At 51.1% G+C, this 25811-nt stretch carries 23 protein-coding genes and 1 pseudogene; 15 read left to right on the top strand and 9 right to left on the bottom strand.

Annotated elements, in window-relative coordinates; translation table 11 throughout:
• Positions 1 to 18 precede the first annotated feature (18 nt).
• The 13 genes and pseudogenes from T363_RS0108135 to T363_RS14535 all read left to right on the top strand — a co-directional run.
• On the top strand, positions 19 to 2115 hold the full coding sequence (locus tag T363_RS0108135; protein WP_031474973.1) for a glutamine synthetase III family protein: 2097 nt from the start codon (positions 19 to 21) through the stop codon (positions 2113 to 2115).
• Between the two features lie 18 nt (positions 2116 to 2133).
• Positions 2134 to 3855, top strand: coding sequence for an ammonium transporter (locus tag T363_RS0108140; RefSeq protein ID WP_031474975.1), 1722 nt, complete (start codon positions 2134 to 2136; stop codon positions 3853 to 3855).
• Between the two features lie 278 nt (positions 3856 to 4133).
• Entirely contained in the window at positions 4134 to 4847 is a 714-nt protein-coding gene (gene purC, locus T363_RS0108145) for a phosphoribosylaminoimidazolesuccinocarboxamide synthase (protein WP_034972020.1), read from the top strand.
• A gap of 9 nt (positions 4848 to 4856) precedes the next feature.
• Positions 4857 to 5045, top strand: a complete 189-nt coding sequence (locus tag T363_RS0108150; RefSeq protein ID WP_031474981.1) for a hypothetical protein — start codon at positions 4857 to 4859, stop codon at positions 5043 to 5045.
• A 77-nt stretch (positions 5046 to 5122) separates the two neighbouring features.
• A complete protein-coding gene (gene purF / locus T363_RS0108155) occupies positions 5123 to 6544 on the top strand; it encodes an amidophosphoribosyltransferase (RefSeq protein ID WP_031474983.1) in 1422 nt (473 codons plus the stop codon).
• A gap of 7 nt (positions 6545 to 6551) precedes the next feature.
• A complete protein-coding gene (carA, locus tag T363_RS0108160; RefSeq protein ID WP_407919071.1) occupies positions 6552 to 7652 on the top strand; it encodes a glutamine-hydrolyzing carbamoyl-phosphate synthase small subunit in 1101 nt (366 codons plus the stop codon).
• A complete protein-coding gene (carB, locus tag T363_RS0108165; RefSeq protein ID WP_031474988.1) occupies positions 7645 to 10827 on the top strand; it encodes a carbamoyl-phosphate synthase large subunit in 3183 nt (1060 codons plus the stop codon). Before carA ends, carB begins: the two co-directional genes overlap by 8 nt.
• Before the next feature lie 44 nt (positions 10828 to 10871).
• Positions 10872 to 12062: an LL-diaminopimelate aminotransferase gene (locus tag T363_RS0108170; RefSeq protein WP_031474990.1), complete on the top strand. Its 1191-nt coding sequence runs from the start codon at positions 10872 to 10874 to the stop codon at positions 12060 to 12062.
• Between the two features lie 4 nt (positions 12063 to 12066).
• Entirely contained in the window at positions 12067 to 12861 is a 795-nt protein-coding gene (locus T363_RS0108175) for a carbon-nitrogen family hydrolase (protein ID WP_031474992.1), read from the top strand.
• 257 nt (positions 12862 to 13118) lie between these two features.
• Positions 13119 to 13793 (top strand): response regulator transcription factor, encoded by a 675-nt coding sequence (locus T363_RS0108180; protein WP_031474994.1) that lies wholly within the window; start codon positions 13119 to 13121, stop codon positions 13791 to 13793.
• Positions 13794 to 13934: 141 nt separating this feature from the next.
• Positions 13935 to 15011 carry a sensor histidine kinase gene (locus T363_RS0108185; protein ID WP_051643175.1) on the top strand — a complete coding sequence of 359 codons (1077 nt, stop codon included), beginning with the start codon at positions 13935 to 13937 and terminating at the stop codon, positions 15009 to 15011.
• Positions 15012 to 15131: 120 nt separating this feature from the next.
• Positions 15132 to 15803, top strand: coding sequence for a polyphosphate polymerase domain-containing protein (locus T363_RS0108190; protein WP_031474998.1), 672 nt, complete (start codon positions 15132 to 15134; stop codon positions 15801 to 15803).
• Positions 15804 to 15833: 30 nt separating this feature from the next.
• A pseudogene (locus tag T363_RS14535) lies at positions 15834 to 16305 on the top strand (DUF4956 domain-containing protein); the annotation flags it as partial.
• Between the two features lie 117 nt (positions 16306 to 16422).
• Here T363_RS14535 and T363_RS0108200 read toward each other — a convergent pair.
• From T363_RS0108200 to T363_RS0108240, 9 genes are all read right to left on the bottom strand, one after another.
• Positions 16423 to 16698: a hypothetical protein gene (locus T363_RS0108200; protein ID WP_031475000.1), complete on the bottom strand. Its 276-nt coding sequence runs from the start codon at positions 16696 to 16698 to the stop codon at positions 16423 to 16425.
• On the bottom strand, positions 16695 to 16931 hold the full coding sequence (locus tag T363_RS0108205) for a hypothetical protein (RefSeq protein WP_031475002.1): 237 nt from the start codon (positions 16929 to 16931) through the stop codon (positions 16695 to 16697). Before T363_RS0108205 ends, T363_RS0108200 begins: the two co-directional genes overlap by 4 nt.
• Positions 16931 to 17098, bottom strand: a complete 168-nt coding sequence (locus T363_RS16035; RefSeq protein WP_154658771.1) for a hypothetical protein — start codon at positions 17096 to 17098, stop codon at positions 16931 to 16933. Before T363_RS16035 ends, T363_RS0108205 begins: the two co-directional genes overlap by 1 nt.
• 22 nt (positions 17099 to 17120) lie before the next feature.
• Complete coding sequence (locus T363_RS0108215; RefSeq protein WP_031475004.1) at positions 17121 to 17450, bottom strand: hypothetical protein; 330 nt, start codon at positions 17448 to 17450, stop codon at positions 17121 to 17123.
• Between the two features lie 20 nt (positions 17451 to 17470).
• Complete coding sequence (locus T363_RS0108220; protein WP_031475006.1) at positions 17471 to 17752, bottom strand: hypothetical protein; 282 nt, start codon at positions 17750 to 17752, stop codon at positions 17471 to 17473.
• 1 nt (position 17753) lies between these two features.
• Positions 17754 to 18218, bottom strand: coding sequence for a sigma-70 family RNA polymerase sigma factor (locus T363_RS0108225; protein WP_031475008.1), 465 nt, complete (start codon positions 18216 to 18218; stop codon positions 17754 to 17756).
• A 190-nt stretch (positions 18219 to 18408) separates the two neighbouring features.
• The gene (locus tag T363_RS0108230) at positions 18409 to 20235 is read right to left on the bottom strand and encodes a reverse transcriptase domain-containing protein (protein WP_031475010.1); all 1827 of its coding nucleotides are present in this window, start codon (positions 20233 to 20235) and stop codon (positions 18409 to 18411) included.
• A 610-nt stretch (positions 20236 to 20845) separates the two neighbouring features.
• Complete coding sequence (locus T363_RS0108235; protein ID WP_034972023.1) at positions 20846 to 22600, bottom strand: DEAD/DEAH box helicase family protein; 1755 nt, start codon at positions 22598 to 22600, stop codon at positions 20846 to 20848.
• A 28-nt stretch (positions 22601 to 22628) separates the two neighbouring features.
• A complete protein-coding gene (locus tag T363_RS0108240; protein ID WP_051643176.1) occupies positions 22629 to 23306 on the bottom strand; it encodes a ParA family protein in 678 nt (225 codons plus the stop codon).
• A gap of 659 nt (positions 23307 to 23965) precedes the next feature.
• Between T363_RS0108240 and T363_RS15125 the strand changes: the two genes are divergently transcribed.
• Together T363_RS15125 and T363_RS0108260 are read left to right on the top strand one after the other, a co-directional pair.
• Positions 23966 to 25333, top strand: a complete 1368-nt coding sequence (locus T363_RS15125) for an S-layer homology domain-containing protein (protein WP_051643177.1) — start codon at positions 23966 to 23968, stop codon at positions 25331 to 25333.
• A gap of 212 nt (positions 25334 to 25545) precedes the next feature.
• Positions 25546 to 25811: helix-turn-helix domain-containing protein (locus T363_RS0108260; RefSeq protein ID WP_031474647.1), on the top strand; the 266-nt coding region annotated here is incomplete at its 3' end.

Genomic DNA, 25811 nt, shown 5'->3' on the forward strand with positions numbered 1-25811 from the left:
AAAAAAGGAGAATGTTACATGAAAACGGTGTCGGACTACTTCGGAAGCTTGGTCTTTGATGACCGCGTAATGAAAGCTACTTTGCCCGCGAAGGTCTACGCTTCGCTCAAAAAGACCATTGACGAAGGGACGGAACTGGATATCAGCGTTGCCAATGCGGTTGCCACCGCAATGAAGGACTGGGCGGTTTCCCGCGGCGCGACGCACTATACCCACTGGTTCCAGCCGCTCACAGGCATTACCGCAGAAAAGCATGACAGCTTTATCACGCCTTCGCCCGACGGCGGCGTTATTATGGAATTCTCCGGCAAGGAGCTGATCAAAGGCGAGCCGGACGCGTCCTCCTTCCCCAACGGCGGACTGCGCGCCACCTTTGAAGCCAGAGGCTACACCGCATGGGACCCCACTTCCTATGCATTTATCAAGGGCAAAACGCTGTGCATCCCTACCGCCTTCTGCTCGTACAGCGGTCATGCACTCGATAAAAAGACCCCGCTGCTCCGCTCCATGGAAGCGCTCAACAAGCAGGCACTGCGTATCCTCAAACTATTTGGAAGTGATTCTGTCAAGCGCGTTACCAGCTATGTCGGTCCTGAGCAGGAATATTTTCTCATCACGCAGGAAATGTATGACCAGCGCCCCGATCTCCGCTTTACCGGGCGCACCTTGTTCGGTGCAAAACCTCCCAAGGGGCAGGAAATGGACGATCACTACTTTGGCGTCATCAAGCCGCGCGTAGCCGCTTTTATGGAGGAACTGAACGAAGAACTGTGGAAACTGGGAATCCTCGCAAAAACCGAGCACAACGAGGTCGCGCCGGCACAGCACGAACTTGCCCCGATCTATACCACGACCAACATCGCAACCGACCACAACCAGCTCACCATGGAGATCATGCAGAAGGTCGCTTCCAAGCACGGTCTGGTCTGCCTGCTGCACGAAAAGCCCTTTGCGGGTGTAAATGGAAACGGCAAGCACAACAACTGGTCGATTGCCACCGATGCCGGACAGAACCTGCTCTCCCCCGGCGAAACCCCCTATGAAAACGCACAATTCCTGCTGTTCCTGTGCGCGGTCATCAAGGCTGTGGACGATTATCAGGACCTCCTCCGCATTTCGGTTGCAACCGCAGGCAACGATCACCGTCTCGGCGCAAACGAAGCGCCTCCCGCCGTGGTATCCATGTTCCTGGGGGATGAATTGAACGCTGTACTCGAAGCGATTGAAACCAATACGCCCTACAACGGCACGGAAAAGACCCAGATGAAGCTGGGTGTCGATGTGCTGCCCAAGTTCAATCGTGATACGACTGACCGAAACCGAACCTCGCCCTTCGCCTTTACCGGCAACAAGTTCGAGTTCCGTATGCTCGGCTCCTCCAACAGCATTGCCTGTGCAAACATTATGCTCAACAGCGCTGTCGCCGAATCTCTTAAAATCTACGCAGACCGTCTTGAAAAGGCGGAAGATTTTGAAACCGCCCTGCATGAGATGATCCGTAAAACAATCAAAGATCACAAGCATATTATTTTCAACGGCAACGGTTATGACGAAGGCTGGATCCGTGAAGCAACCGAAACACGCGGGCTGCTGAACTACCGCACCACCGCAGACTGCATGCCGCACCTGCTCGACCAGAAAAATGTGGATATGCTGACCTCGCACGGCGTATTCACCGAAGCCGAACTGCATTCCAGATGCGAAATCATGCTGGAAAATTACTGCAAAACAATTCTGATCGAAGCAAACACCATGGTCGATATGGCGCAGACCCAAATTATCCCCTCCATTGAATCTTTCGTTGCCGATCTTGCAGCAACCGCTACTGCAAAGAAAGCGCTCGATCCTGCTCTGGCTTGCAGCTATGAAACCGGCATCGTCCGAAAACTCTCTGCGCTGACCGACCGCATTGGCGTGAAAGCAGAGGAACTGAAAGATGCCGCACTTTCCCTGGACCATGCAGAAGACATCATCGTCCAGTCCGCCATGATTCGCGATACGGTGCTCGGTCTGATGGGCGAACTGCGCGTTGCCTGCGACGAGGCTGAAACGCTGACATCGAAAAAATATTGGCCGTTCCCCGTCTATGCAGACCTGCTGTTTGGCGTAAAATAAGGAAAGAGGATGATTTCCATGATGTATTCTCCTGTTAATACAATTTGGGTACTGGTTGGCGCTGCGCTTGTATTTTTTATGCAGGCCGGATTCTCGCTCTGCGAAGCCGGATTTACCCGTGCCAAAAATACCGGCAATATCTTAATGAAGAACCTGATGGACTTCTGTATCGGAACCCCTGCTTTCTGGCTGGTCGGATTCGGCGTGATGTTCGGAAGCGGCACAGTTTTCTTCGGCTCCTTTGATCCGCTGATTCTGGGCGATTACAGCAATATTTTGCCTGCCGGCGTTCCTCTTTGGGCGTTTGCAATCTTCCAGACCGTATTCTGCGCAACCTCTGCGACCATCGTTTCGGGCGCGATGGCAGAAAGAACAAAATTCAGCGCCTACTGCATTTACTCGGCAGCCATTTCCCTGATCATTTACCCCATTTCCGGACACTGGATCTGGGGCGGCGGCTGGCTCAGTGCGCTCGGATTTCATGATTTCGCCGGTTCTACCGCAGTTCACATGGTCGGCGGTATCTGCGCCATGATCGGCGCCGCGATTCTTGGTCCCCGCATTGGAAAGTATGATAAAAACGGAAAGCCGCACGCAATCCTCGGACACAACCTCACTTTTGCCGCTCTGGGCGTGTTCATCCTGTGGTTCTGCTGGTTCGGTTTCAACGGCGCTTCTACCGTCGGCATGGACAGCGATGCGCTGATGGAAACTGCCGGCCGCGTCTTTTTCAACACCAACCTCTCGGCTGCCGTCGCCTGCTGCACGACGCTTGTTGTCACTTGGCTCCGCTATCGGAAACCCGATGTCTCGATGACATATAACGCAGCGCTCGCCGGTCTGGTCGGCATTACCGCCGGCTGTGATGCCGTCAATCCGCTCGGAGCCGCAGTTATCGGTCTCCTATGCGGCATTGTGATTGTATTTGCCGTAGAATTCTTTGATAAAATCGCAAAAATCGACGATCCGGTCGGCGCAGTATCGGTTCACTGCGTATGCGGCGCTTTGGGCACCATCCTCACCGGTTTCTTTGCCACCGGCGTGACCACCGAAAAAGGTCTGTTCTACGGCGGCGGGTTTCACTTCCTCGGCGTGCAGCTGCTCGGCGTGCTTTCGGTTGCTGCGTATGTCGCCATTGTAATCTCCATTGTTTTCCTCTGCATCAAGCACACCATTGGTCTGCGCGCGGACAAGGAGGATGAACTGCTGGGACTGGATGTCTCGGAGCACGGACTGCTCACTGCATATGCAGGCTTTGCAATGCTTCCTGACACAATGGTTGCAGACGAGGATGCGGCAGCCGCACCTGTTACTGTTGTCGGCAATGTTCCGGTGGCAGAGGCGGTTCCGGTTCAGAAAATACCGTCGTTTGAATCGGGCAAGCCCAAGTTTACCAAGGTGGAAATCATCTGTCGGGAATCCCGTTTTGAAGCGTTGAAAGCTGCAATGATGGAACTTGGTATCACCGGTATGACGGTTTCCCACGTTCTGGGCTGCGGCGCCCAAAAGGGCAAGCCGGAATATTATCGCGGCGTTCCTGTCGAAGTCAATCTGCTGTCCAAGGTACAGGTTGAAATTGTAATCAGCAAAATCCCTGTTCGCAGCGTCATTGAAACCGCTAAGAAGGTCCTCTACACCGGACATATCGGCGATGGCAAGATCTTTGTTTCCGATGTTGAGAACGTAGTGAAGGTTCGCACCGGAGAGGAAGGCTACGATGCGCTTCAGGATGTGGAATAACTGCAATCCTGTTTCATATTCGCAAGAGGTCCGGCGCATAAAAGCGCCAGACCTCTTTTTCTTTTCTCCCGCAGAAAATTCCCCGTTGACAAACTGCGAAGAAAAGAGTATCCTATTGAATTAGAAAGGCAAAGACGTCTATCGTTTTCAGTGTCTCTGCCCTGTTTTCAGAACTCAAAATCGTAAAAGGCAATGGTGTCTTTAATGTTTACGCATTAAAGCATCATTGCCTTTTTTTCGTGTTCTCACAGTCAATAATCATGCAAAGGGAGATTGCTATGATAAAAAAAGATCAGCTTTATGAAGGCAAAGCAAAAAAAGTTTTTCAAACCGCAAATCCGGAACTTCTGATTGTTTCCTACAAAGACGATGCCACTGCGTTCAACGGTCTGAAAAAAGGGACGATTTCCGGCAAAGGCGCCATCAACAACCGTATGAGCAATTTGCTGATGCAGCGTCTCCAAGAATCCGGAATCCCCACGCACTTTGTCGCGGAATTGAACGCGCGTGAAACATTGGTAAAACGGGTATCCATTGTCCCGCTGGAGGTCGTCATCCGCAACATTGCAGCCGGTTCTTTTTCAAAGCGCTACGGCGTAGAAGAGGGACGTATTTTTCCGACCCCTACCATCGAATTCAGCTACAAAAACGATGCATTGGGCGACCCTCTGATGGCAGAATCTCACGCTACTGCGTTAAATCTGGCAACTCCTGCGGAAATCGAGTGCATCAAATCTTATTCCTTTGCCATCAACGACATCCTAAAGGCTTTTTGGCTCAAATGCGGCATCACCTTGGTGGACTTTAAGCTGGAATTCGGCAGGCTTGCGGACGGCTCGATCGTACTCGCCGACGAGATCAGTCCCGATACCTGCCGCTTATGGGATACCAAAACCGGTGAAAAGCTGGACAAAGACCGTTTCCGGCGCGATCTTGGCGGCGCGGAAGATGCATACGCCGAGGTCATGAACCGCCTGACCAGTCATATCTGAGGCAAAAACATGACAAAATATATCTTTATGGCAGAGAAAACGACATCCGCACTCGGCCCAAACGACCCACATCGGGACGGCTTGGAAGGCACCTGTCTTGCGCTCAGCGGTATCTATTCGGACGGCAGGCCGGCCGAAGGCATGGAACAAACCATTTATCCCATCCAAATAGAGGTGCAGTATCATCCCGTGTTTTAGAGCCGACCAAACTGGGCGCATTCGCTGTTTTGGGGATTTATCGAAGCAGCATTATCAAATACGATCGGAGGCAGAGCATGAGTATTCATGAGGAATGCGGGGTATTCGGCATAATTGCACCAACCCCCTGTGATGTGGCAAGAATCTCTTATTACGGACTGTATGCACTGCAGCACCGCGGACAGGAAAGCGCCGGTATCGTAGTCAACGACGACGGTGTGTTCGTCTCTCACAAGGATTTGGGTCTTGTCAGCGAAGTGTTTTCCAATGAAATCCTATCAGACTTGCCGCAAAGTACAATGGCGGTCGCGCACACCCGATACGGCACCACCGGCGGCACCAACCGCAACAACTGCCAACCCATTGAGGTCAATCATCAAAAAGGCAGGATGGCGCTTGCACACAACGGAAACCTCAGCAATTCTGCGGAACTGCGCAGCACACTGGAACTGAGCGGCGCAATTTTCCATACCACCAGCGATACAGAAACGATTGCTTATATTATCACCAGAGAACGGCTGTGCACGGCTTCCATTGAGGATGCCGTCAGTCAGGCAATGTATGCCTTTGACGGCGCCTATTCTCTTGTCGTGATGTCTCCGCAAAAGCTGATTTGCGTCCGAGACCCGCACGGCTTTCGCCCCCTTTGTTATGGAAAAACCGCAGACGGCACATATGTGGTCGCTTCGGAAAGCTGCGCTGTCAAAGCGGTCGGCGCCGAAGTCATCCGCGATGTCGAGCCCGGGGAAATTCTCGTCTTTACCAAAACCGGCGTCACATCCCGTCGGGAGCACTGCCGCAAGCAAGAGCCCACCCCCTGTATCTTTGAATACATCTATTTTGCGCGTCCGGACTCCATCATTGACGGCATTTCGGTCCACGCATCCCGTGTCAAAGCCGGAAAGATTCTTGCGCAGACACATCCGGTTCAGGCAGACCTTGTAATCGGCGCGCCGGATTCCGGATTGGACGCTGCGCTCGGTTTCAGTCAGGAATCCGGCATTCCCTACGGCATCGGGCTTATCAAAAACAAATACATCGGCAGAACCTTTATTTCCCCCGGGCAGGGTGCACGGATTGACGGGGTAAAAATCAAGCTTGCCGCCGTGGAGGAAAGCATCGCAGGCAAACGGGTCGTCTTAGTAGACGACTCCATTGTCCGAGGCAATACAATGGGGCGCGTTGTAAAGCTGCTCCGCGATGCAGGCGCCAAAGAAGTGCACGTGCGCATTTCATCCCCGCCGTTTCTCCACCCCTGCTATTACGGAACCGACATTGACTCGGAAGAGCATCTGATCGCCTGCAAGCACAGCGTATCTGAAATATGCCGCATCATCGGCGCCGATTCTCTTGGATATTTCCCAATCCAAAAGCTCAGCGCCATCACAGGCAGCAGGCATTTTTGCAGCGCCTGCTTCAGCGGGGATTATCCCACCGCAGTCCCCACCGATACCCGAAAAGATCGTTTTGAACAGCGATTATCCGATAAAAAGAAGTGAGGTTCCGATGATGAAAAAAGAATTTGACAGAAAGCTTATTTTTGAGGATGGGCAGGAATATTACGGCTATGGTTTCGGCGCTGATGCAGAAGCCGTATGCGAAATTGTTTTTAACACTTCCATGGTCGGATATCAGGAAATTCTATCCGACCCCTCCTATGCAGACCAGGCTGTTGTGATGACTTATCCGCTCATCGGCAATTACGGTATGGCAAAGGACGACTACGAACGGGATACCCCCTCGATCGGCGCCCTGATCGTCCACGCTTATTATGATGAACCCTCCAACTTCCGCAGCACCGCCACCTTGTCCGAGGTCATGCTGAAATTCGGGATTCCCGGTATTTCCGGCATCGACACCAGAAAGCTGAACCGCTCCATCCGCGATTTTGGAACACGCAAAGCCCTGATCACCGGCAGCTCCACACCGCTGAAAGACGGGCTTGCGCGTCTCAAATGCACAACGCTGCCCCGCAATGCGGTGTCCCGCGTAAGCTGTAAACAAAAAATCGTCTCTGCCGCATCCTTTCCACAATATCACGTCGTCGCGATTGACTGCGGAATGAAACAGAATATTGTGCGGTCGCTGAACCAACGCGGCTGTACGGTCACAGCGGTACCATGGAATACATCCGCAGAATCGATTATCACCCTCAAGCCGGACGGCATTTTCATTTCCAACGGTTCCGGCGACCCTTCCGACGTTCCGGAAACCATTGCAGCCGTCCGGCATCTGCTCGGAAAATATCCTATGTTCGGCATCTGCCTTGGACACCAGATTATTGCGCTCGCCAAAGGCGGAAAAACCTACAAGCTCAAATTCGGCCATCGCGGAGGGAATCATCCGGTACGCAATCTGGAAACCAATCAAATCGAAATAACTTCGCAAAACCATTCCTATGCAGTGGACGCCAACAGCCTTCCGGGCACCGGACTGACCTTGACACACATCAACCTTCTCGATCATACCGTGGAAGGATTGCAATGCGCACAGGATAAAGCGTTCAGCGTACAATATCATCCGGAAAGCGCACCGGGACCGCAGGACAGCGCCTACCTTTTCGACCGCTTTATCAAGCTGATGGAGGACGAACAAATTCATGCCTAAGAGAACAGATATCAAAAAAGTGCTTGTCATCGGCTCGGGTCCGATTGTAATTGGTCAGGCAGCAGAATTCGATTATGCCGGAACGCAGGCGTGCCTTGCCCTGAAAGAGGAGGGCTACGAGGTCATTCTATGCAACTCCAACCCGGCAACCATCATGACCGATACTTCGATTGCGGACAAGGTTTACATGGAGCCGCTGACTCTGGAGTATATTGCTAAAATCATCCGATACGAACGCCCGGATGCAATTCTCCCCGGCATCGGCGGTCAGACAGGTTTGAACCTCGCCATGCAGCTTGAAAAGAAGGGGGTGCTCTCAGAGTGCCGCGTGGAACTGCTCGGCACCAAAAGCAGTAGCATTGCCCATGCAGAAGACCGCGAACTGTTTAAGGAGCTTTGTGAATCCCTCGGGGAACCGGTTTTGCCCTCTCAAATTGCAAGTTCGATGGAAGAAGGTTTGCAGGCAGCGCAGCAGATCGGGTATCCCGTTGTCCTGCGTCCTGCTTTTACGCTGGGCGGTACCGGCGGCGGGTTTGCTGACAATGAAGCGGAATTTCTGCCATTGATGAAGAACGCACTCTCTCTGTCTCCGGTCAAGCAGGTTCTGATTGAAAAGAGCATCAAGGGATATAAGGAAATCGAATATGAAGTCATGCGCGACAGCAACAATACCGCCATTACCATCTGCAATATGGAAAACCTTGACCCTGTCGGGATTCACACCGGCGACTCGATTGTGGTCTGCCCGTCTCAGACGCTGACCAACCGGGAATACCACATGCTCCGGGACAGCGCGCTCAAAATCATCCGTGCACTTGAAATTGAGGGCGGCTGCAACGTCCAGTTCGCACTGGACCCGCATTCGTTCCAATATTACCTGATCGAAGTCAATCCCCGCGTATCCCGCTCCTCTGCACTGGCTTCTAAAGCCAGCGGGTATCCGATTGCGCGGGTTTCTGCAAAAATCGGTATTGGTATGACGCTTGATGAAATTCAAATCGCCAATACCCCTGCATCCTTTGAGCCGGCGCTGGACTATATTGTAACCAAAATGCCGCGCTTCCCGTTTGATAAATTTTCGGACGCCAACAACGCGCTTTCCACCCAGATGAAAGCCACCGGCGAAGTAATGAGCATCGGCAGAACCATGGAAGAAAGCCTCCTCAAAGCAATTCGTTCCCTGGAAGTCGGTCTTTTCCATTTGCATCATCCCAAATTCGATGCTGTCAGCGCCGAGGAACTGCTGGAATATATCAAAACCGGCACCGATGACCGAATCTATGCCATCGCAGCGCTTCTTCGTCTCGGATGCAGCATCGAACCGATTGCCGCTGCAAGTGCAATCGATCGCTTTTTCCTTCAGGCGCTGCGCAATATTGTGTCGGAAGAGCGCGAAATCAAGGAGCATCCACGGGATATTTCCGTGCTGCGCGACGCCAAGAAAATGGGGTTTTCCGATCAAATCATCGGACATCTGTGGAATCTCTCCGAATCCGACGTGTTTTCCCTGCGCCGAAGCCACGGTATCCTTCCGGTCTATAAAATGATCGACACATGCGCTTCCGAATTTGAAAGCTATATCCCGTACTTCTATTCCACCTATGAAGACGAAAACGAATCCATTGTATCGTCTAAGCAGAAGGTCATTGTACTCGGCTCCGGTCCCATCCGGATCGGACAAGGGGTAGAATTCGACTATTCCACCGTCCACGCGGTTCAGACCATCAAGGCGTCGGGATACGAAGCGATTATTATCAACAACAATCCTGAAACGGTTTCCACCGACTATACCTGCTCGGACAAGCTGTATTTTGAACCGCTGTGCGTCGAAGACGTCATAAACATCATCGAGCTGGAGCAGCCGGTGGGCGTTATTGCAACTCTGGGCGGTCAGACCGCAATCAACCTTGCCGCACCGCTGAAAAAGCGCGGCGTCAAAATCATCGGCACAGGCTGCGACGCGATTGAGCGCGCCGAAAACCGCGACGCCTTTGAGAAACTGCTCAATGCCCTGCATATCCCGCAGCCAAAGGGCCGTGCCGTCACCAGTGTAGAAGCCGGGATTCAAGCCGCCAAAGAGATCGGATACCCTGTACTGGTCCGTCCCAGTTTTGTGCTTGGCGGCAGAGCCATGCAAATTGTCGCCAAGGAGGATGCGCTTCGCAGCTATCTCAAAACCGCTGTGGAAATCGATGAAGACAAACCAGTTCTGGTCGATCAATACATCTGCGGAAAAGAAGTGGAAGTCGATGCAATCTGTGACGGAACCCACGTATTTGTCCCCGGTATTATGGAGCTTGTAGAACGCACCGGCATCCATTCAGGCGATTCTATCAGCGTCTACCCCTCTTATAGCCTTTCCGCCGAGGTCAAGCAAACCATCCTCAATTACACCGAAAAACTCGGACTGGGAATCGGCATCATTGGCCTGTTTAATATCCAGTTTATCGTAGATGCACAAGGTCATGTCTACATCATCGAGGTCAATCCCCGTTCCTCCCGAACGGTCCCCTTTCTGTCGAAAGCCACCGGATACAGCCTTGCCGATATTGCGACGCGCTGCAACCTCGGCACCTCTCTTGCAGAGCAGGGAATCTCCGAGATTTACCCGCCGGAAAAAGGACGCTTTTACGTCAAAGCGCCTGCATTCTCTTTTTCCAAGCTGCAAGGGATGGACGCCTACCTGTCCCCTGAAATGAAATCCACCGGTGAAGCGATCGGATACGACGAAAAGCTGCATCGTGCCGTTTATAAAGCAATGATTGCCTCCGGTCTTACGCTGCGCAATTACGGAACGGTAATCGTCAGCGTCGCCGATGAAGACAAAGAAGAAACGCTGCCGCTCGTCCGGCGTTTTTACAACATGGGTTTTAATATTGAAGCCACTGCGCTGACCGGCGAATTTTTGAAAGCCAACGGGATTCGTACCCGCATTCGCCGCAAGCCCAGCGAGGGAAGTGAAGAGGTGCTGGATTCTATCCGTGCCGGCTATGTCAGCTATGTCATCAACACCCGCGCGGTCCTCTCTGGGAAACACTTCGGCGATGGAATCGCGATCCGCGAATGTGCGGCACAGAATAATATCACCATGCTGACCTCACTCGATACCGTTCGGATGCTTCTGGACGTACTGGAAGAGGTGACGCTCGGCATCTCTACCATCGACGGGAAATGAGTGCACCGCATGTATGATACCTTGCAGAAAGGAGAACACAAACGATGTTAAAGCCGAATCCACGATACCGAGAACTAAAGGACTCCTATTTATTCAACACCATTTACCGAAAAACAAGTGAATATCTCGAAAAAAATCCAGAAAAGCAGGTACTGCGCATGGGGGTCGGCGATGTATCCCTCCCGCTGTGCGATGCAGTCATCGAGGCGCTGCACCGCGCAGTTGACGACCAGTCTGCCGCCGCCACATTCCATGGCTATATGCCGGAATGCGGCGACGCTGCCCTCCGCAAAGCCATTGCCGGATATTATGCGCAGATGGGCGCAGCAGTTTCCGAACAGGAGATTTTCATTTCCAGCGGCGCCTGCGATGATCTCGGCGATATTCTGGAGTTATTCGATCAGGAGAATATGGTGATGGTGGTCGAGCCGGCATATCCCGAATATGTAGATACCAATATTCTGGCCGGACGTAAAATCATTCATTTATCTTCCGGAATCGAAAATGATTTTTTACCCCTGCCCAGCGCACAGGCAAAAGCCGATATTCTCTACCTCTGCTCCCCCAACAATCCGACCGGTGCGGTTTATAACCGCAGTCAACTGCAGGCATGGGTAGATTTTGCAAACGAGATCGGCGCGGTGATCTTATTCGACGCCGCTTACGAAATTTTTATCGAAGAACCGGATATTCCGCACAGCATCTATACGCTACGCGGCGCAGACCGCTGTGCCATTGAAATCTGCTCGTTATCTAAAACCGCAGGTTTCACCGGCACCCGGCTTGGTTATACCGTTGTTCCCCAAAACCTGATTCGCGGCGGCATGCATCTTCATGAAATGTGGTCGCGCAACCGGGAAACCCGCACCAATGGCGTCTCATATATTTTACAAAAGGGTGCGCTTGCCGTATTCACTCCGGAAGGACAGCAGCAAATTCAGAAAAATCTCCGTGTCTACAAAGAGAATGCCGCCTGCTTTATGAAAGCGCTGGATGCCGCAGGAATCTGGTACTGCGGCGGCAAAAATTCCCCTTATCTCTGGATGAAATGTCCGGACGGCATGAGCGGCTGGACGTTTTTCGATTATCTGCTGCAAAAAATTCAGGTTGTCGGGATTCCCGGCGACGGGTTTGGAGACTGCGGAAAAGGCTATTTCCGCTTTTCAACCTTTGGGAATCCGGAGGAAACCCGCGAAGCTGCCGACCGGCTTTGCAAGCTGCTTGCCAAGGAGTAAATTCATGAAAATCACCTGTCTGCAAATGGATATGAAGCTCGGGCTCCCCGCACAAAACTTCTCCCACGCCGAGCATCTGATTGACCGGGCAATGCAGGAAAACCCCGATGTGCTCGTACTTCCGGAAACATGGAACACCGGATTTTTCCCGAAAGAACACCTCGCCCAATATTCCTGTCAGGATGGCGATATGGTGAAACGCTGCATCGGCAGTCTGGCAAAAAAATATCATGTCCATATTGTAGCCGGCTCCGTGTCCAATGTACGCGGCGGCAACATATACAATACAGCGATGGTCTTTGACCGAAATGGTCAATGCATTGCCGAATATGATAAAACCCACCTCTTCACGCCTCTGGGAGAACACAACTTCTATACCGGCGGCGATCACCTATGCCGTTTTCTGTTGGATGGCGTTCCATGCGGGGTCATCATCTGTTATGATGTGCGTTTCCCTGAACTGGTCCGCACACTATGTCTGTCTGGAATCGATATACTCTTTGTTGTGTCCCAGTGGCCCAAAGAGCGAATCCCCCATCTGCAAACACTCACTGCTGCCAGAGCAATCGAAAATCAGATTTTTGTGGCGTACTGCAATTCCTGCGGTGTTGCAGAACAAACTGCATTTGGCGGACATTCCGCGATTCTGAATCCTCTCGGGACCGTATTGGTTCAAGCCGGTCCTTTCGAAGAGATCATCTCTGCCACCTGCAACCTTCAATTGCTCGTCGAAATCCGAAGCAGGATTCCTGTCTTTCGTGACCGAAACCCTAAGCTCTATGCAATCAACGAACTTTAACAAGTACGTAATGCTCAAATTGGTTAATGAAAAGCCGATGCGAACATAGTGCTATGGAAAGGAATAAGCAGGACATAATACAACCGGAAATTGACTGTTCACATCACATTTTCACAGCAGATTTCAGAGCAGATGCCGCCCCCCCTCTCTGCCATAGGTTGATCTAAAGTTCGAATGATAAGATAAAAATGGTTTTCTTCGCGATTTTATGCTATAGTATTGATGTCGCGAAATAGAACGACTGGGGGGTGACCTTGATGAAATTATTATACGCCGAAGACGAACCGGCGCTTTCCGAAGCTGTTGTTGATTATCTTACCTATCATAAATATATTGTAGATGCCGTATATGACGGCGCAGATGCCTACGATTACGCTATTTCTGGCGAATATGACGGTATTATTCTTGATATTATGATGCCAAAGCGAGATGGACTGGAAGTACTTTCCGCCCTCCGAAGGGATGGTTGCAGAACTCCGATACTTTTGCTTACAGCCAAAACGCAGGTTGAGGATCGTATTCAAGGTTTAGATTCTGGAGCTGATGATTATCTCCCGAAACCCTTTGATATGGGGGAACTGATCGCCCGGGTTCGTGCGATGCTGAGACGGCGGGAAGAGTTTCATCCGGATTCGATACAGTTTGGAGATTTGACTTTGAATATGCAGTCTGGCACAATCAGCGCGGGAGAGATGTCTTTTCCGTTGCCAAAACAGGAATATCGTATGATAGAGCAACTTATGCTCAATCATACGATGTATCTGTCATCAGAAAATCTGCTGATAAAAGCATGGGGATATGATGCTGAAACGGATATAAACAGTGTATGGCTGTATATCTCCTATTTGCGGAAACGGTTATCTGCGCTGAACTCTAAAGTGGAGATCATTTCAAAAAGGAATGTCGGTTATAAATTGGAGTATCGGTCATGACAAAAACATTAAAGCGACGATTTGTTATTTTTACGATGATGGCAGTGACCGGCCTTTTAGTATTCATCGTACTTTCCATAAACGGACTAAACTGGGTAATATTAGAGCGCCAGTCTGATTCTATATTGGAAACGCTGGTAGATGCTGAGGGCGCTTTTCACAAAATGGATTTTGACCGTCCACCTCCTTTTGTTCCCCCATTTAGATATGGACAGGATGCGTTCTTCGCGATTTTTTATTGTTCAAAGTGATGCGGATGGCAATGCCATAGATGTCAATATAGAACAAATATCCTCCATTGATATTGAGACTGCACAGGAATACGCCTTGACGGTTTCAATGTCTGGGAAAGAATCTGGGCGAATAGATGGATACAAATTTGCAGTAAAACAGCTTGGGCCAAACCAGCTTATATTTTTTATGGATATATCGGGGCAAAGAGAAAATTTCTACATGGTGTTATTTGTTTCCGGTATCATAGCAGTGCTTTGCTGGCTGATTCTCTTGGGGATCGTTATTTTACTTTCTGGAAAAGTGATCCGTCCCGTTCTTGCTGGAATGGAAAAGCAAAAGCAATTCATCACCAATGCGGGGCACGAAATGAAAACGCCTCTTGCGATTATTCAGTCGAATAATGATACAATGGCACTGATCCATGGTGAGAACAAGTACAATGTGCATATCCGTACACAGACCAAACGGCTGAATATGTTGATGTCCAATCTGCTGACCCTTGCGAAACTGGATGAGGCAATTCCTCTGCAAACAGAAACAGTGAATATCAGTCTGCTGACAAGCGAGCTTCTGCCGGCCTATCAGGATGTTGCACTGGCTCACAATCTTTCTTTTCACGTGCAAATTGAGCCGGAGGTTATCATCCGGACTAACAAGGACAGTTTTTGGCAGATGCTGGAACTTCTTTTAGATAATGCAGTCAAATATACACCGGAGAATGGAACAATCGATTTGACACTGAAAAAGCATGGCAGATACATTCAAATCGTTGAAGAAAATACTTGTGACCCATCCCATGAGGCAGACCCGGAGCGGCTGTTTGAACGATTTTACCGCGGGAATCTTGCACGAACGCAAAGCGGAGATTCTTTCGGTTATGGGATCGGCCTTTCCGCCGCTCGTGCTGTCTGCGAGAATTTTGGAGGAAGCTTGAAAGCGGAATATACCGCAGACGACCGTATTCGATTTACAGCCATCTTGTAAAGCACACAAAATGTTCACAAACCCTTCCGTAATTGTTCGCATGCGGAGGGGTTTTTCTTATGTAAATCTTAGGTTGGGTTTTTATAATCATTTTGTAAAGTCGAAAGGAGATGATGCCGGTTGCAGTTTCGGCATGAAGTAAAACATGAAATCAGCAAAGGGGATTTGATCATCCTGCGGCAAAGGCTTCGGAATGTCATGAAGCCGGACTGCCATGCTGTGAATGGACAGTATACCATACACAGCCTGTATTTTGACACAGCGGATGATAAGGCGCTGCGCGAAAAACTGGACGGTGTCATCACGCGGGAGAAGTATCGCATACGCCTGTATAACCATGACCCGTCCAGCGTTCATTTGGAGCGGAAATTTAAGCATATGGGACTGGGATACAAGAATACGGCGTCCCTAACGCCCAAGCAGGCACAGGCAATAGCCGATGGGGATGTGGAATGGATGTCCCGCAGTGATGATGCGGTGATTCTTGGCTTTTATACCCGCATCCGAAACGAGGGGCTGAAAGCAAAGGTCATCGTGGATTATATCCGGGAGCCGTTTGTATTCGCGCCCGGCAATGTCCGCGTCGCTCTGGATTATGCGATTCGGACCGGTATGAGCTGTACCGATTTTCTGAATCCTGCGTGTGTGACCGTGCCAATCAAGGATGCGCCCTATATCCTTGAAGTGAAGTGGGACAGTTACCTTCCCGATGTGATTCGCGATGCGGTACAGCTTGACAGCAGGCGCAATGCGGCGTTTTCCAAATATGCCGCCAGCCGTATGTACGATTAAACCCCAATAAGCAAAGGAGCAACCTCAACAATGACCTTTCAAGATATTTTTAAGTCCAGTTTTCTGGAAAACATTTCGTCCATCAGCGTACTCGATATGCTGCTGACCATTGTGCTGTCCTTCGGCATCGGTCTGTTTATCTTCCTCGTTTATAAGAAAACCTATCGTGGTGTGATGTATTCCGCAGGCTTTGGCACTACGCTGATTGCTTTGACCATGATTACATCCATTGTCATTCTCGCCGTAACCTCCAATGTCGTTCTGTCCCTCGGTATGGTCGGTGCGCTGTCCATCGTCCGTTTCCGTACTGCAATTAAAGATCCGCTGGATATTGCGTTTCTGTTCTGGTCAATCGGCGCAGGTATTATTCTTGCGGCAGGTATGATTCCGCTTGTCATCGTTGGCAGCGTTTGCATCGGCCTGATCCTGCTGGTATTTGTCAATCAAAAGTCACACACATCCCTATATGGTTGTACTGAGCTGCACAAACCATGATGCAGAAGTTAAGGCTATTCCCGGAAAGCAGCGCCAGCGCGATCATGCGGATCAGCTCTTCACGCTCTGCAACCGTCTGATTGAGTTCCTCCATTACAGCCAGCATCTTATCTCTCAGCATGGGTCATTCTCCTTTTTCGAATAATTCCACCGCACAGCGGAAGCCCTTGACAAACGAATCCTCCCGTTCCATATCCCGCAGCAAATCAAAATCGTGCATAATCGCCTTCAGCAGCTTCACCGTCTCCGGATCCGAGACCGCCGCAAGCACCGCAAATGCTGCCGAGATACGAAAGCCGGTCCCCCGGATCGGGGAACCGTTTATCTCCGGTCCCTCCTTCGCAGGAGCATATCTGCCGCGGTACAGCTTACGCACCGCATCCGTGTTCAGCGCTTTCATACTGCATCACCTGCCTGAAACAATACCTTGCCGGTGCCGGCATAGCGGATCTGGAAGGTGACGTTCCGGTTCATCCGGTGCAGCAGGCTTGCCCGCTGTTTCAGGATATTCAGCTTGGCTTCCGGAACAATGGTCGCGTGCATCAGCGGTGCAGGGAACGTGCCGCCGGCCATATCCACTGCACCGAAGCGTTTATCGCCTTTTCCCTTCGCATAGAGCATGAGATTTGCCATTATGATACCCCCGTGTCATCTATCCGGCCAGTTTGTATGCGCTTCACATCAAAGAGCGCAGGACGGAAATCGTGCGCGGCGGCGCAGTAGAAGAAAAACTGTGCCAGCCCGGTGTCGATCTCCACCACATCACCAAGGCCGATCCCCTCGCCTTCCAAAAGCGGCATTTCGTCTGGGCTGTTTGCATTTTCACAATGCCGGGGTAAGACCGGTCTTGCCTTCTGTGCGCAGCCGGTACCGGAACGCGCTGGGAAACGCAATATTCCGGTTGTCCATACGGTCCGCCTCGAACAGACGCGCCATCACTGCGGCCTGCTCGTCCGCATAGCTGTAAATGCGGTATTCGCAGGGGCTTTTCCGCTTGGGGCACCATTGGGGCGCTTTGTATGCTGGGTCGCTTTTACGAAATGCCTTGCGGCGCTTTTTATTTTTGAAGCCCGCGCAGTAGCGGCTCAAACCGAAATCCAGATGCGCCTCGCAGCCGATACAGCCGGGTTCGCGAAAGCTTGATTTCCTCATGGATATTTACACCCCGTTTCTCATGCCACATCATTGTTTTCCGCCGCGCGCCGCACCTCGTACAGCTCCGGGCAGTATTCCAGCAGTTCGCCGATGGAAAGCTCGGAAACAAAGTACGGCCCGCTTTCCGGACGGTCCAGATCATCCGCGATAAAGCGCCGTGCCTGTGTTTCGGCGGGGAATTTCAGCGCATTGCTTAGATCGACCACATGATGCCCGTCTTTTACCAAATGGCCTGCCACAAACGAATACCGCGAACGGTACAGGTAGTAGACCACAAAAACGCCGGTATGCACGCCCATCTTATGCCGCCTCCCTTCCGGGGGCGGCATCAACCGGGAACCGATAGACCTTGCAGCTGCGCACACCGTGCCGGCGGAGCACCTGTTTGTGCTCCTTGCGGGTCACAATCTCAGCCGGATCGGCATTGAGGCCGTCCGGCAGCACATCATACAGCGTGCCGCCGTCCTCCCGCCATGCATCCAGACTGAGCACCTGCGGCTGCCTACGTTCACGATTCCGCTGGCGCAGCAGGGCATTGCGGATGCGGCTGTATGCGATCGTGGTGAAGCGGTACTTTTGCAGGCTTTCATCCGTCAGATACCGCTGCGCTGCGAGGATCAGACCCAGTGCAGCTTCGCCGTAGAGATCGGTATCCGCCCCGGTACCGAGATGCAGGTCATGCATCACACGGTAGATCAGGTTGTGATATGCCGGTAGTACAGGATATACACCTCCACCCGCGGGGCGGTCTGGTTGATGCGCCATGACCTGCGGCTCGCCTGCCGGAATGTGAACAGCTTGAAGGCCATATCATAGAAGATCAGCGTGGTGAAGTCGTTCAAATCGAGTAGGGTGGGCGCCCAGCGCCTTACCGCATTACTGCGGCAGGTTTCCGAGCACCCCCCTCGCGAACCGGACTTACACCTCTCGGCGTATCCGGCTCTCCCTTTGTCTGTCAGTCTAATTTGCCGGCGTGCAGTTTGTCATGACACGTACGGCATAGCGCCATAGTCTTGCGTTTGCGACCTATCATCACGATTTCCCACCCGGCTTTGCCTTTTAAGTCCTTGATTTTCCGAACATGGTGCATTTCGATTGGAACATTTTCCGCTCCGCACCATTCGCACCTTTCGGCCTTCAATCGACTTATCAGGCTTGTCGAGTTGAGATTGCTGTACACCATCGGAATAACATCCATTGCCGGGGCAGAAACCATTCTGTTGTCCTTTCTAAACCCGTCGTCATACAGATACGCTATCGCTTTTCCGCTTTTACTCGGATATTTCACGCCGAAGCGTTTATATCCGTATTTCTTACGGATACGGCTGATGCGTGTTTTGTATTTGGCGGCAAAGGTTTTGAACAGGCTGTACTTCATTACATAGTAGAAATCGCCCAAAACACTGACATTATCCGCTATGCGGTAGTAGTTATAGATGCCCCTGATTTCCGCATTGTACTGGTTTAAGATTTCAAGGTCATCACCGTTGATTAGGTAGGTGCGTTCGGTAGGGATGAAGATTTCCCGACCCTCTCGGTATGTGATTTTCAACGCCGAATAATCAAGCAGCTTCTTCTGCCATTTGTCTCTGGGGACATACAACAGAATCTTTCCGCTCATGGATCGCATCTTGTGGCCATTTTTGCTGGTTGTTATATGGTCACTGTTGCTGGCAAAGACTTCAAAGCCTAAAAATCTGGCCTTATCTTTTGCCTGCGTTATCAGCGTTTTTTCATCGGATAATTCCAAATGGAGTTCTTCCGACAAAAACTGCTTGATGTCTAACTTGATTTTTTCAGCGTCTGCTTTACTGCCAATGACTCCACAAATCCAGTCGTCTGCATATCTTACATATTGCAGACGTTTGTATTCTGTGTCCATGGGGTCATATGCCGGCATTTGCCGTTTGAGGGCTGTTTTTTCCCTGATTTCCCGCAAGGCCGTATCTCTTGCCGTTTCGTCCATTTCTTCCCACATTTCCGGCTTGTATTTGCCTTTTTCAAGCCATCGAATTTGTTCATGCAGTTTCCAATATGGGGTGTACTTGTCCCGCCGCGCTCCGTTTCTGAAAGATGCCATGTACTGCTCCATGTATCTGTCAAACTCGTTTAGGTAGATATTTGACAGAATAGGACTGATGATGGAGCCTTGTGGGGTGCCGGAGTAGGTGCGGTGAAAAGTCCAGTCCTCAAGGTATCCCGCTTTCAGAAACTTCCATATCAAAGCAAGAAAATACTCATCATGGATGCGCCTGCGCAGGATTCCTACGAGAACTGCGTGGTCTATGTTGTCGAAGAACGACTTAATATCGCCCTCTATAAACCACCTTGTTCCGCTAAAGTTGCGCTGTAACTGCAAAAGTGCCGTGTGGCAGCTTCGGTTAGGACGAAAGCCGTGGGAATAGTTGGAGAAAGTCGGCTCATAAATAGCCTCCAGCAACATCCGCACGATTTCCTGCACCAGCTTATCATCAAAAGACGGGATGCCCAGCGGGCGCATTTTTCCGTTCTTTTTCTTGATATAGGTACGTCGTGCGGGATTTGGCCGGTAACTGTGGTCTTTTAGACTTTCAATCAGTTTTCCGATACGCTCCATACCCATTCCGTCTATGGTCTGCCCGTCCGTTCCGGGAGTCATATTTCCGGGCTTGGCATAGATGTTGTAGTACGCCTGCAGATAAAACTCTGGGTTATAAAGGTTGCGATACAGGCGCTCATAATAATAGGTTGGGGCTTTTGCTTTGGATTTCAGACTGTTCAATACGTCGATTGGATTTCTCATGGTGTCTCACACACCGTTCCTTTCTCTATATTGATAGACAAACTGGCCCCCTTCGCCATGTAGACGGTTTTCCCGCCCTCGGACTACTATGGGACCTCCGTTACCATGCCGGATTTTCAGCGTCATCTTCCTCGGGGTGTTAATCCTTGGAATTTATCACCTTGCGGCATTACGCATAGCCCTGTGGGGCGTTCCGGTTTAGGTAATCTCCGGTTAGACTGTTAGGAATGGCTTGTCAGTCTGTCGGATATGACGTTCGCCCTTTACCGCTTATTGCGGTTGGTCGGTACAAAAGTATCATGGACACCTTCACCTGGCCTTTATGAAGTTCCTTGTACCGCCTGACACTTCAGCTATCGTGTGGCAGGGACTCGAGTATGACCCCTCGGACTGTCATTCAGGCAATCCAGCTTTTATCCTCATAACTGACCTTTCATCTTGCAGTTCAGTCGCGGCATGGATAGCTCTGCCGACTTACTGCTTTCCCGATATGCTACACTCCCCGCGCAGTTTCCCTTGCGGATAAATCGGGTGATGACAACTTTTTGATACTTTTATGTTGCTGCTGTGCCAACAGCAGAATTCCTAACAGTCCGCGGACACCTTCGTATCACACGAAATAAGGTGTCCTTACGGACGCACGCCCGGTTTCCACAAGCCCGGGGTTTGTGATCATCACCTGCATCCCTTGACGGAGTTTTTCCGCCACCCATGCCTCGCGTCCCCGCGGCGGCACGGTATCCTCCATGATCTCTGCACGGATGCCGGCATCCGCAAGAAAGCACTTGAGCCGCGTCCGGCTGTCCAGCCGCACCCAGTTCACATAGAGCAGAACGCGCTCACCGGCGGCAACTTTCTCCCGGATAAGCTCCATCGTCCGCAGATCCTTTTCCGTCTCCTTGTCTGGTGCGCCGCTGCTTTGCGGGACGACCAGAGGATTTCTGGTGACCGGATGCACGACCGGCTTATGCCCATACGGCTGATCCGGATAGGCCATCAGCAGATTCAGGGAAGTGGACAACAGCTTTTGCGCCAGCCTGCGGCCTTCACGGCTGCGATCCTTGAAGATCGCATGAAATGCGTGCTCCAGTTCGTCATAGGCTTTCTGCTGCCGCTCCGGCAGACGGAGCGGCACAGGGATCTCCTCATACTCCGGCAGCTCTGTTCCCATATCCGTCAGGGTGAGGAACACGCCGCTTTCCAACAGGAAGCGGCTGTACACCAGCGGAGACACACCGGGTCGCTGCCTCGAACGTTTCTTGCGCTTGACTGCGCGGCGGTTCGAGTTGTAGCCGCCTTCTGTCACCGTGTAGGTGTCTTCGATCACGCCGTATTCCCGTGCAAAATGTGATTGTGCGGCAAATGCCTGTCCATCCTGCTGCATCAGCTGTGAACAGGTCCGGTACAGCAGATAGAAGATGCCGGACGCATAGCCGTTGATCAGGGTCGCCGTCATGCCGATGCACTTCTTTGCCGCGGCAAACAGCTCGCCCATTGCATCGCCCTGTCCGCTGTTCGCTGCAAACTGATGGAGCTCATCCGCGATCAAGCCGTCTATTTTGTCTCTGTACTTATTTTTAATATAGGTACTGAGCGGAAACCGGCGGCAGGCGCCGCGGGCGGTCATGAAGCGGTTTGGGTTTCGCTCCAGTTCGTCCAGCTGTTTTTTCGCAGCTGTGGTTTTGCAGGTTTTTAAGGCCTGCCCGGCAAACCGGCGATGGACATAGCCCACATGGCTGATGCGCACCCATTCGCTTTGCTCCTCCGCGGTGGTGGCCGTCCAAAGGACAGCGCCGCAGCAGTCACACTTGCGGTTGCTGCGGGTTTCGGTGCGGAAATAGTCCGGCGTGGCATCTACCAGCGTCTTTTTGCCGCAGTCCACAAATTCCATTTGGATCACACTGCCGCAGTCCGGGCAGATAAAGCCGCGCTTTATCACACTCCAGCGCACTGCCGGGCGGCGCATATAGCCGTCCCGTGCGGTTTCCTTGGAGAGTACAGCAAAGACCGTTCGGCTGCCGCGGATATATTCCGCATAGAGCGCATCGAAATCCTCCGGGGACTGCACAACTGCAGACAGCGAATTTGGAATGGTTTCATCCAGCTCGCGTACCCATTTCCCCGTCATGTGCGAGGGGCAAAGGACGAGGTGCAGACATTTCCGATGCTTTTGCAGAAAGTACGCCTGCAAGGCCAGACTGCCTACCTTGGACTTTCCTGAACCGCATTCCGCGATCAACAGGCCGAGCTTGGCATGTTGCAGTCTGCGGCGCAGCGCTTCCGCTGCCGCAAGCTGCGCGCCATATAAGGGATAACCGGCCGTCTGTTCAACATGGCAGTTCAGTTCCAGTACGGCTTCTGACAATGGCTCTGCCGCCGGGTCATACAGCGGTTCAAACTGCCCACGGATGCGTGCGGCGATCACAGGACCGAAACGGTTCAGGTAGTGTGCGGCCTTTATACATGGTCAAAAGCAGGCCGCGCACAAAAAGGTTTGGTTGATAAGCGGCTCGCACGCGCCGCACCAGTTCCAATGTATCCGGCAAACCCTCCGCATCCAGATAATGTGCCTGCACAGGGATGACGACCTCATCTGATGCAGCAAGTGCATTGATCATTTGCAAATCTGGATGTGGGCTGCAGTCTATCAATATGTAATCATATTGCGAACGAAGCATATCCACAATGGTTTTCAGCACATAAACCGGCTGAATATCGTCCTGCTCACCGAACATGGATGCCGTTGTCTGCATGACCGATAAGCGTGTCGCAATACCACTCAGCTTTTGGTTTGCTGGAAGCAGGTCGATATTGTTTTGATGTAGAATTGCCTGTTTAATACCGAGTTCAAGCAATTCTGGGCTGTCAAGAGCTTGGCACATCAAAGTGGCAAGCGATACTTTACAGTTGAGCGGTGTAAATCCCATTGCTTTTGTAAGAGATCCCTGACTGTCATTGTCAATGAGAAGTACCCTTTTTCCTTTACGGGCAATCGCTTCGCCCAGATTGAAGGTTGTGGTGTTTTTTCCCGTTCCACCTTTTGCATTCGCTATACATATCACTTTACTCATACGGTCACCTCATATTATTATAAATCATCGTGCTGATTCATTTACAAAAATGACAGCAATCTGACAGCAATCGGAATGATAATAACCAGAACAGTATGTACAAAATGTCATGAGAATCACAACTTTATGCGCATATTTGCACTTAATGGAATAGTAGAAATTCAGAAAAATTGAATTATGCTTTTCGAATCTCTTCAGGTCCACCATTTTAAGCAGATTTGCATTGTGCAAATCTGCTTTTTTCATGCCGTAACATAAATAGCGAGGTTCTCATTACCTCGACCGCCACACTCTACCCCAAGGTTTTGCAATCATCAAAAGCTACGATAATCTCGATTTTCACTGTATATATCCTAATTACGCATAAACTGCTTCAGCAAACCGACCCACAGTCATCTTTTGCACTTTTTTCTCCTTTTACTTTGCTTACAGCATATCGCTAATTTTTCTTTTCCTGAGTCAAAGTTCTTGTTTACTTTGACCATTGGAAATGCTATACTTTTATAAACCGCTATCATCGGTAACGATGATGGGAGCTGAGGGCGGAATAATAAAAAGCATCGCAGCATAATGACACAAAATATACCTTGCAAATAATATTTGCAAAGTATAAATAAAAAAGCAGCAGTCAAAGCACTGCAATAAAAGGAGGATCCTCTATGAAGAAAAGTCTTAAAATCGCTCTGACCTCTGTGCTGGTCGCGGCCGGCTTAGCCGTTACCGCGGGCGCCGCCAATTTTGAGCATTGCGCCGACCAGCTCAAGGAAGTCGGCCTGTTTCAGGGTACTGAATCCGGCTACGAGCTGGATCGCGCGCCCAATCGCGGCGAAGCCGCAGCAATGCTGGTTCGCCTGCTCGGCAAGGAAGAGGAAGCGCAGAAACTCACCTACACCGCGCCGTTCACCGATTTGGCCGGCTGGGAAAAGCCGTATGTGCAGTATCTGTATGAGAACAAGCTGACTGACGGCACATCGGACACAACCTTCTCCCCGCGCAGCAGCTGCTCGGCACAGATGTACACCACCTTCCTGCTGCGTTCCCTCGGCTATGCAGACGGGGAACAGGGCGATTTTACATATGCCAAGGCGCTGGATTTCGGCAAGTCCATTGGTCTGGTTGATTTTGCAAATTGCAACGAAAGCAAATTCCTGCGCGACCATGTTGCCGCAATGAGCTTGACTGCCCTGCATGTGGATGTAAAGTCCGAAAAGGGCACAAGCCTGTTGGAAAAGCTGGTCAAGGATGGCGCGATCGAGCAGAGCAAGGCCTCTTCCCTGCTCCTCTTCTTCGACCGGTATGACGATTACATGAAGGCTGCTTCCCAAATGGATCAGGCCACCAAGTCGGATATCTCTATGAAGATTGACGCCAAGGCTTCTCTCGACGGGCAGGAGCTGCTGACGCTCTCCATGCCGGTAACGATGCAGGCCGATATGGATTTGGAGCACATGGATCAGTCCAAGCTCTCGATGACCGGTACCATGAAAATGCACGTCAATCCCGAGCTGGCAACCGAACCTGATGCACAAACCGATGTGGAGCTTCCGATCGCCTACTACTACACCAACGGTGTGTATTACATGAATGCAGGCGGTCAGAAGGTCAAAATGCCGATGTCCTTTGAGGACGCCATGGCGCAGATGGGCGACCTGACCTCGATGCAGTCTGAACCGCTCTGCCTGATCGAAGATATCGCGGTTTCGGGCGGCAAGACCACGGTCACCTACTCCGCTTCCGGTATGGAAGGACTGGTTGATTCCATTCTGGGCAGCATGGGCACGGATGCCCTGACCTCTGACGTGCAGATTCGTGATATTGTCGCCAAGGCAACCGTCTCGGGCAGCAAGGTGCAAGCGATCGATGTTGCCATGAAAATGGACGTGACCGTGGACGGACAAACCATGACCATGGATATGACGGTAAACGGCACAGTCAACGCACTGGGCAGCAGCGTCACGGTCAAGCTTCCAACCGATCTGGATACCTATACAGATATCGCTGATGTCACTCCGGACACTGCAGCTTGAATCAAAAAAGGACGGCAACCGCCGTCCTTTTTTACTGCCGCAAACCTCTGCATTTTGTGTCGCCGGACACCAGCGGGAGGTAGTATCCCCACACACCCGCTGACCGTATTTGCCACAGCGCACCCATAAAATGAAAAAAGTCAGGCATATTGATATGATCCTCCTAAAGTAGACCATGGAAAAAACCAAAATCTACTTTAGGAGGATTTTTTATGGGCAAAATAAAATTCACTCCAGAGAAGAAAATAGAAATCATAGAAGCGTATAAGTCGGGTAAGGTTGCCTATTCTCAATTACAAGATGTTTATGGAATGAATCGTGACGAGATATATAGATGGATATCCAAGTACGAAGCGAACGGTATTGAAGCCTTTGTAAGTGGAAACAGAAGGTATTCCAAGGAATTTAAGATTCATTGCATTGAAGAGTATCTTAGCGGAATTGGCAGTGTGGATGATATCGTAGCCAAATACAATAT

Origin of the sequence: Agathobaculum desmolans ATCC 43058, assembly GCF_000701665.1 — a bacterium.
Lineage (GTDB): Bacteria > Bacillota > Clostridia > Oscillospirales > Butyricicoccaceae > Agathobaculum > Agathobaculum desmolans.

Bases quoted from the DNA above. Each gene is read 5' to 3' on its own strand.
- T363_RS0108135 (WP_031474973.1), top strand. From the start codon at position 19: ATGAAAACGGTGTCGGACTACTTCGGAAGCTTGGTCTTTGATGACCGC.
- T363_RS0108140 (WP_031474975.1), top strand. From the start codon at position 2,134: ATGATGTATTCTCCTGTTAATACAATTTGGGTACTGGTTGGCGCTGCG.
- purC (WP_034972020.1), top strand. From the start codon at position 4,134: ATGATAAAAAAAGATCAGCTTTATGAAGGCAAAGCAAAAAAAGTTTTT.
- T363_RS0108150 (WP_031474981.1), top strand. From the start codon at position 4,857: ATGACAAAATATATCTTTATGGCAGAGAAAACGACATCCGCACTCGGC.
- purF (WP_031474983.1), top strand. From the start codon at position 5,123: ATGAGTATTCATGAGGAATGCGGGGTATTCGGCATAATTGCACCAACC.
- carA (WP_407919071.1), top strand. From the start codon at position 6,552: ATGATGAAAAAAGAATTTGACAGAAAGCTTATTTTTGAGGATGGGCAG.
- carB (WP_031474988.1), top strand. From the start codon at position 7,645: ATGCCTAAGAGAACAGATATCAAAAAAGTGCTTGTCATCGGCTCGGGT.
- T363_RS0108170 (WP_031474990.1), top strand. From the start codon at position 10,872: ATGTTAAAGCCGAATCCACGATACCGAGAACTAAAGGACTCCTATTTA.
- T363_RS0108175 (WP_031474992.1), top strand. From the start codon at position 12,067: ATGAAAATCACCTGTCTGCAAATGGATATGAAGCTCGGGCTCCCCGCA.
- T363_RS0108180 (WP_031474994.1), top strand. From the start codon at position 13,119: ATGAAATTATTATACGCCGAAGACGAACCGGCGCTTTCCGAAGCTGTT.
- T363_RS0108185 (WP_051643175.1), top strand. From the start codon at position 13,935: ATGCTGAGGGCGCTTTTCACAAAATGGATTTTGACCGTCCACCTCCTT.
- T363_RS0108200 (WP_031475000.1), bottom strand. From the start codon at position 16,698: ATGAAAGCGCTGAACACGGATGCGGTGCGTAAGCTGTACCGCGGCAGA.
- T363_RS0108205 (WP_031475002.1), bottom strand. From the start codon at position 16,931: ATGGCAAATCTCATGCTCTATGCGAAGGGAAAAGGCGATAAACGCTTC.
- T363_RS16035 (WP_154658771.1), bottom strand. From the start codon at position 17,098: ATGCCGCTTTTGGAAGGCGAGGGGATCGGCCTTGGTGATGTGGTGGAG.
- T363_RS0108215 (WP_031475004.1), bottom strand. From the start codon at position 17,450: ATGAGGAAATCAAGCTTTCGCGAACCCGGCTGTATCGGCTGCGAGGCG.
- T363_RS0108220 (WP_031475006.1), bottom strand. From the start codon at position 17,752: ATGGGCGTGCATACCGGCGTTTTTGTGGTCTACTACCTGTACCGTTCG.
- T363_RS0108225 (WP_031475008.1), bottom strand. From the start codon at position 18,218: ATGGCGCATCAACCAGACCGCCCCGCGGGTGGAGGTGTATATCCTGTA.
- T363_RS0108230 (WP_031475010.1), bottom strand. From the start codon at position 20,235: ATGAGAAATCCAATCGACGTATTGAACAGTCTGAAATCCAAAGCAAAA.
- T363_RS0108240 (WP_051643176.1), bottom strand. From the start codon at position 23,306: ATGAGTAAAGTGATATGTATAGCGAATGCAAAAGGTGGAACGGGAAAA.
- T363_RS15125 (WP_051643177.1), top strand. From the start codon at position 23,966: ATGAAGAAAAGTCTTAAAATCGCTCTGACCTCTGTGCTGGTCGCGGCC.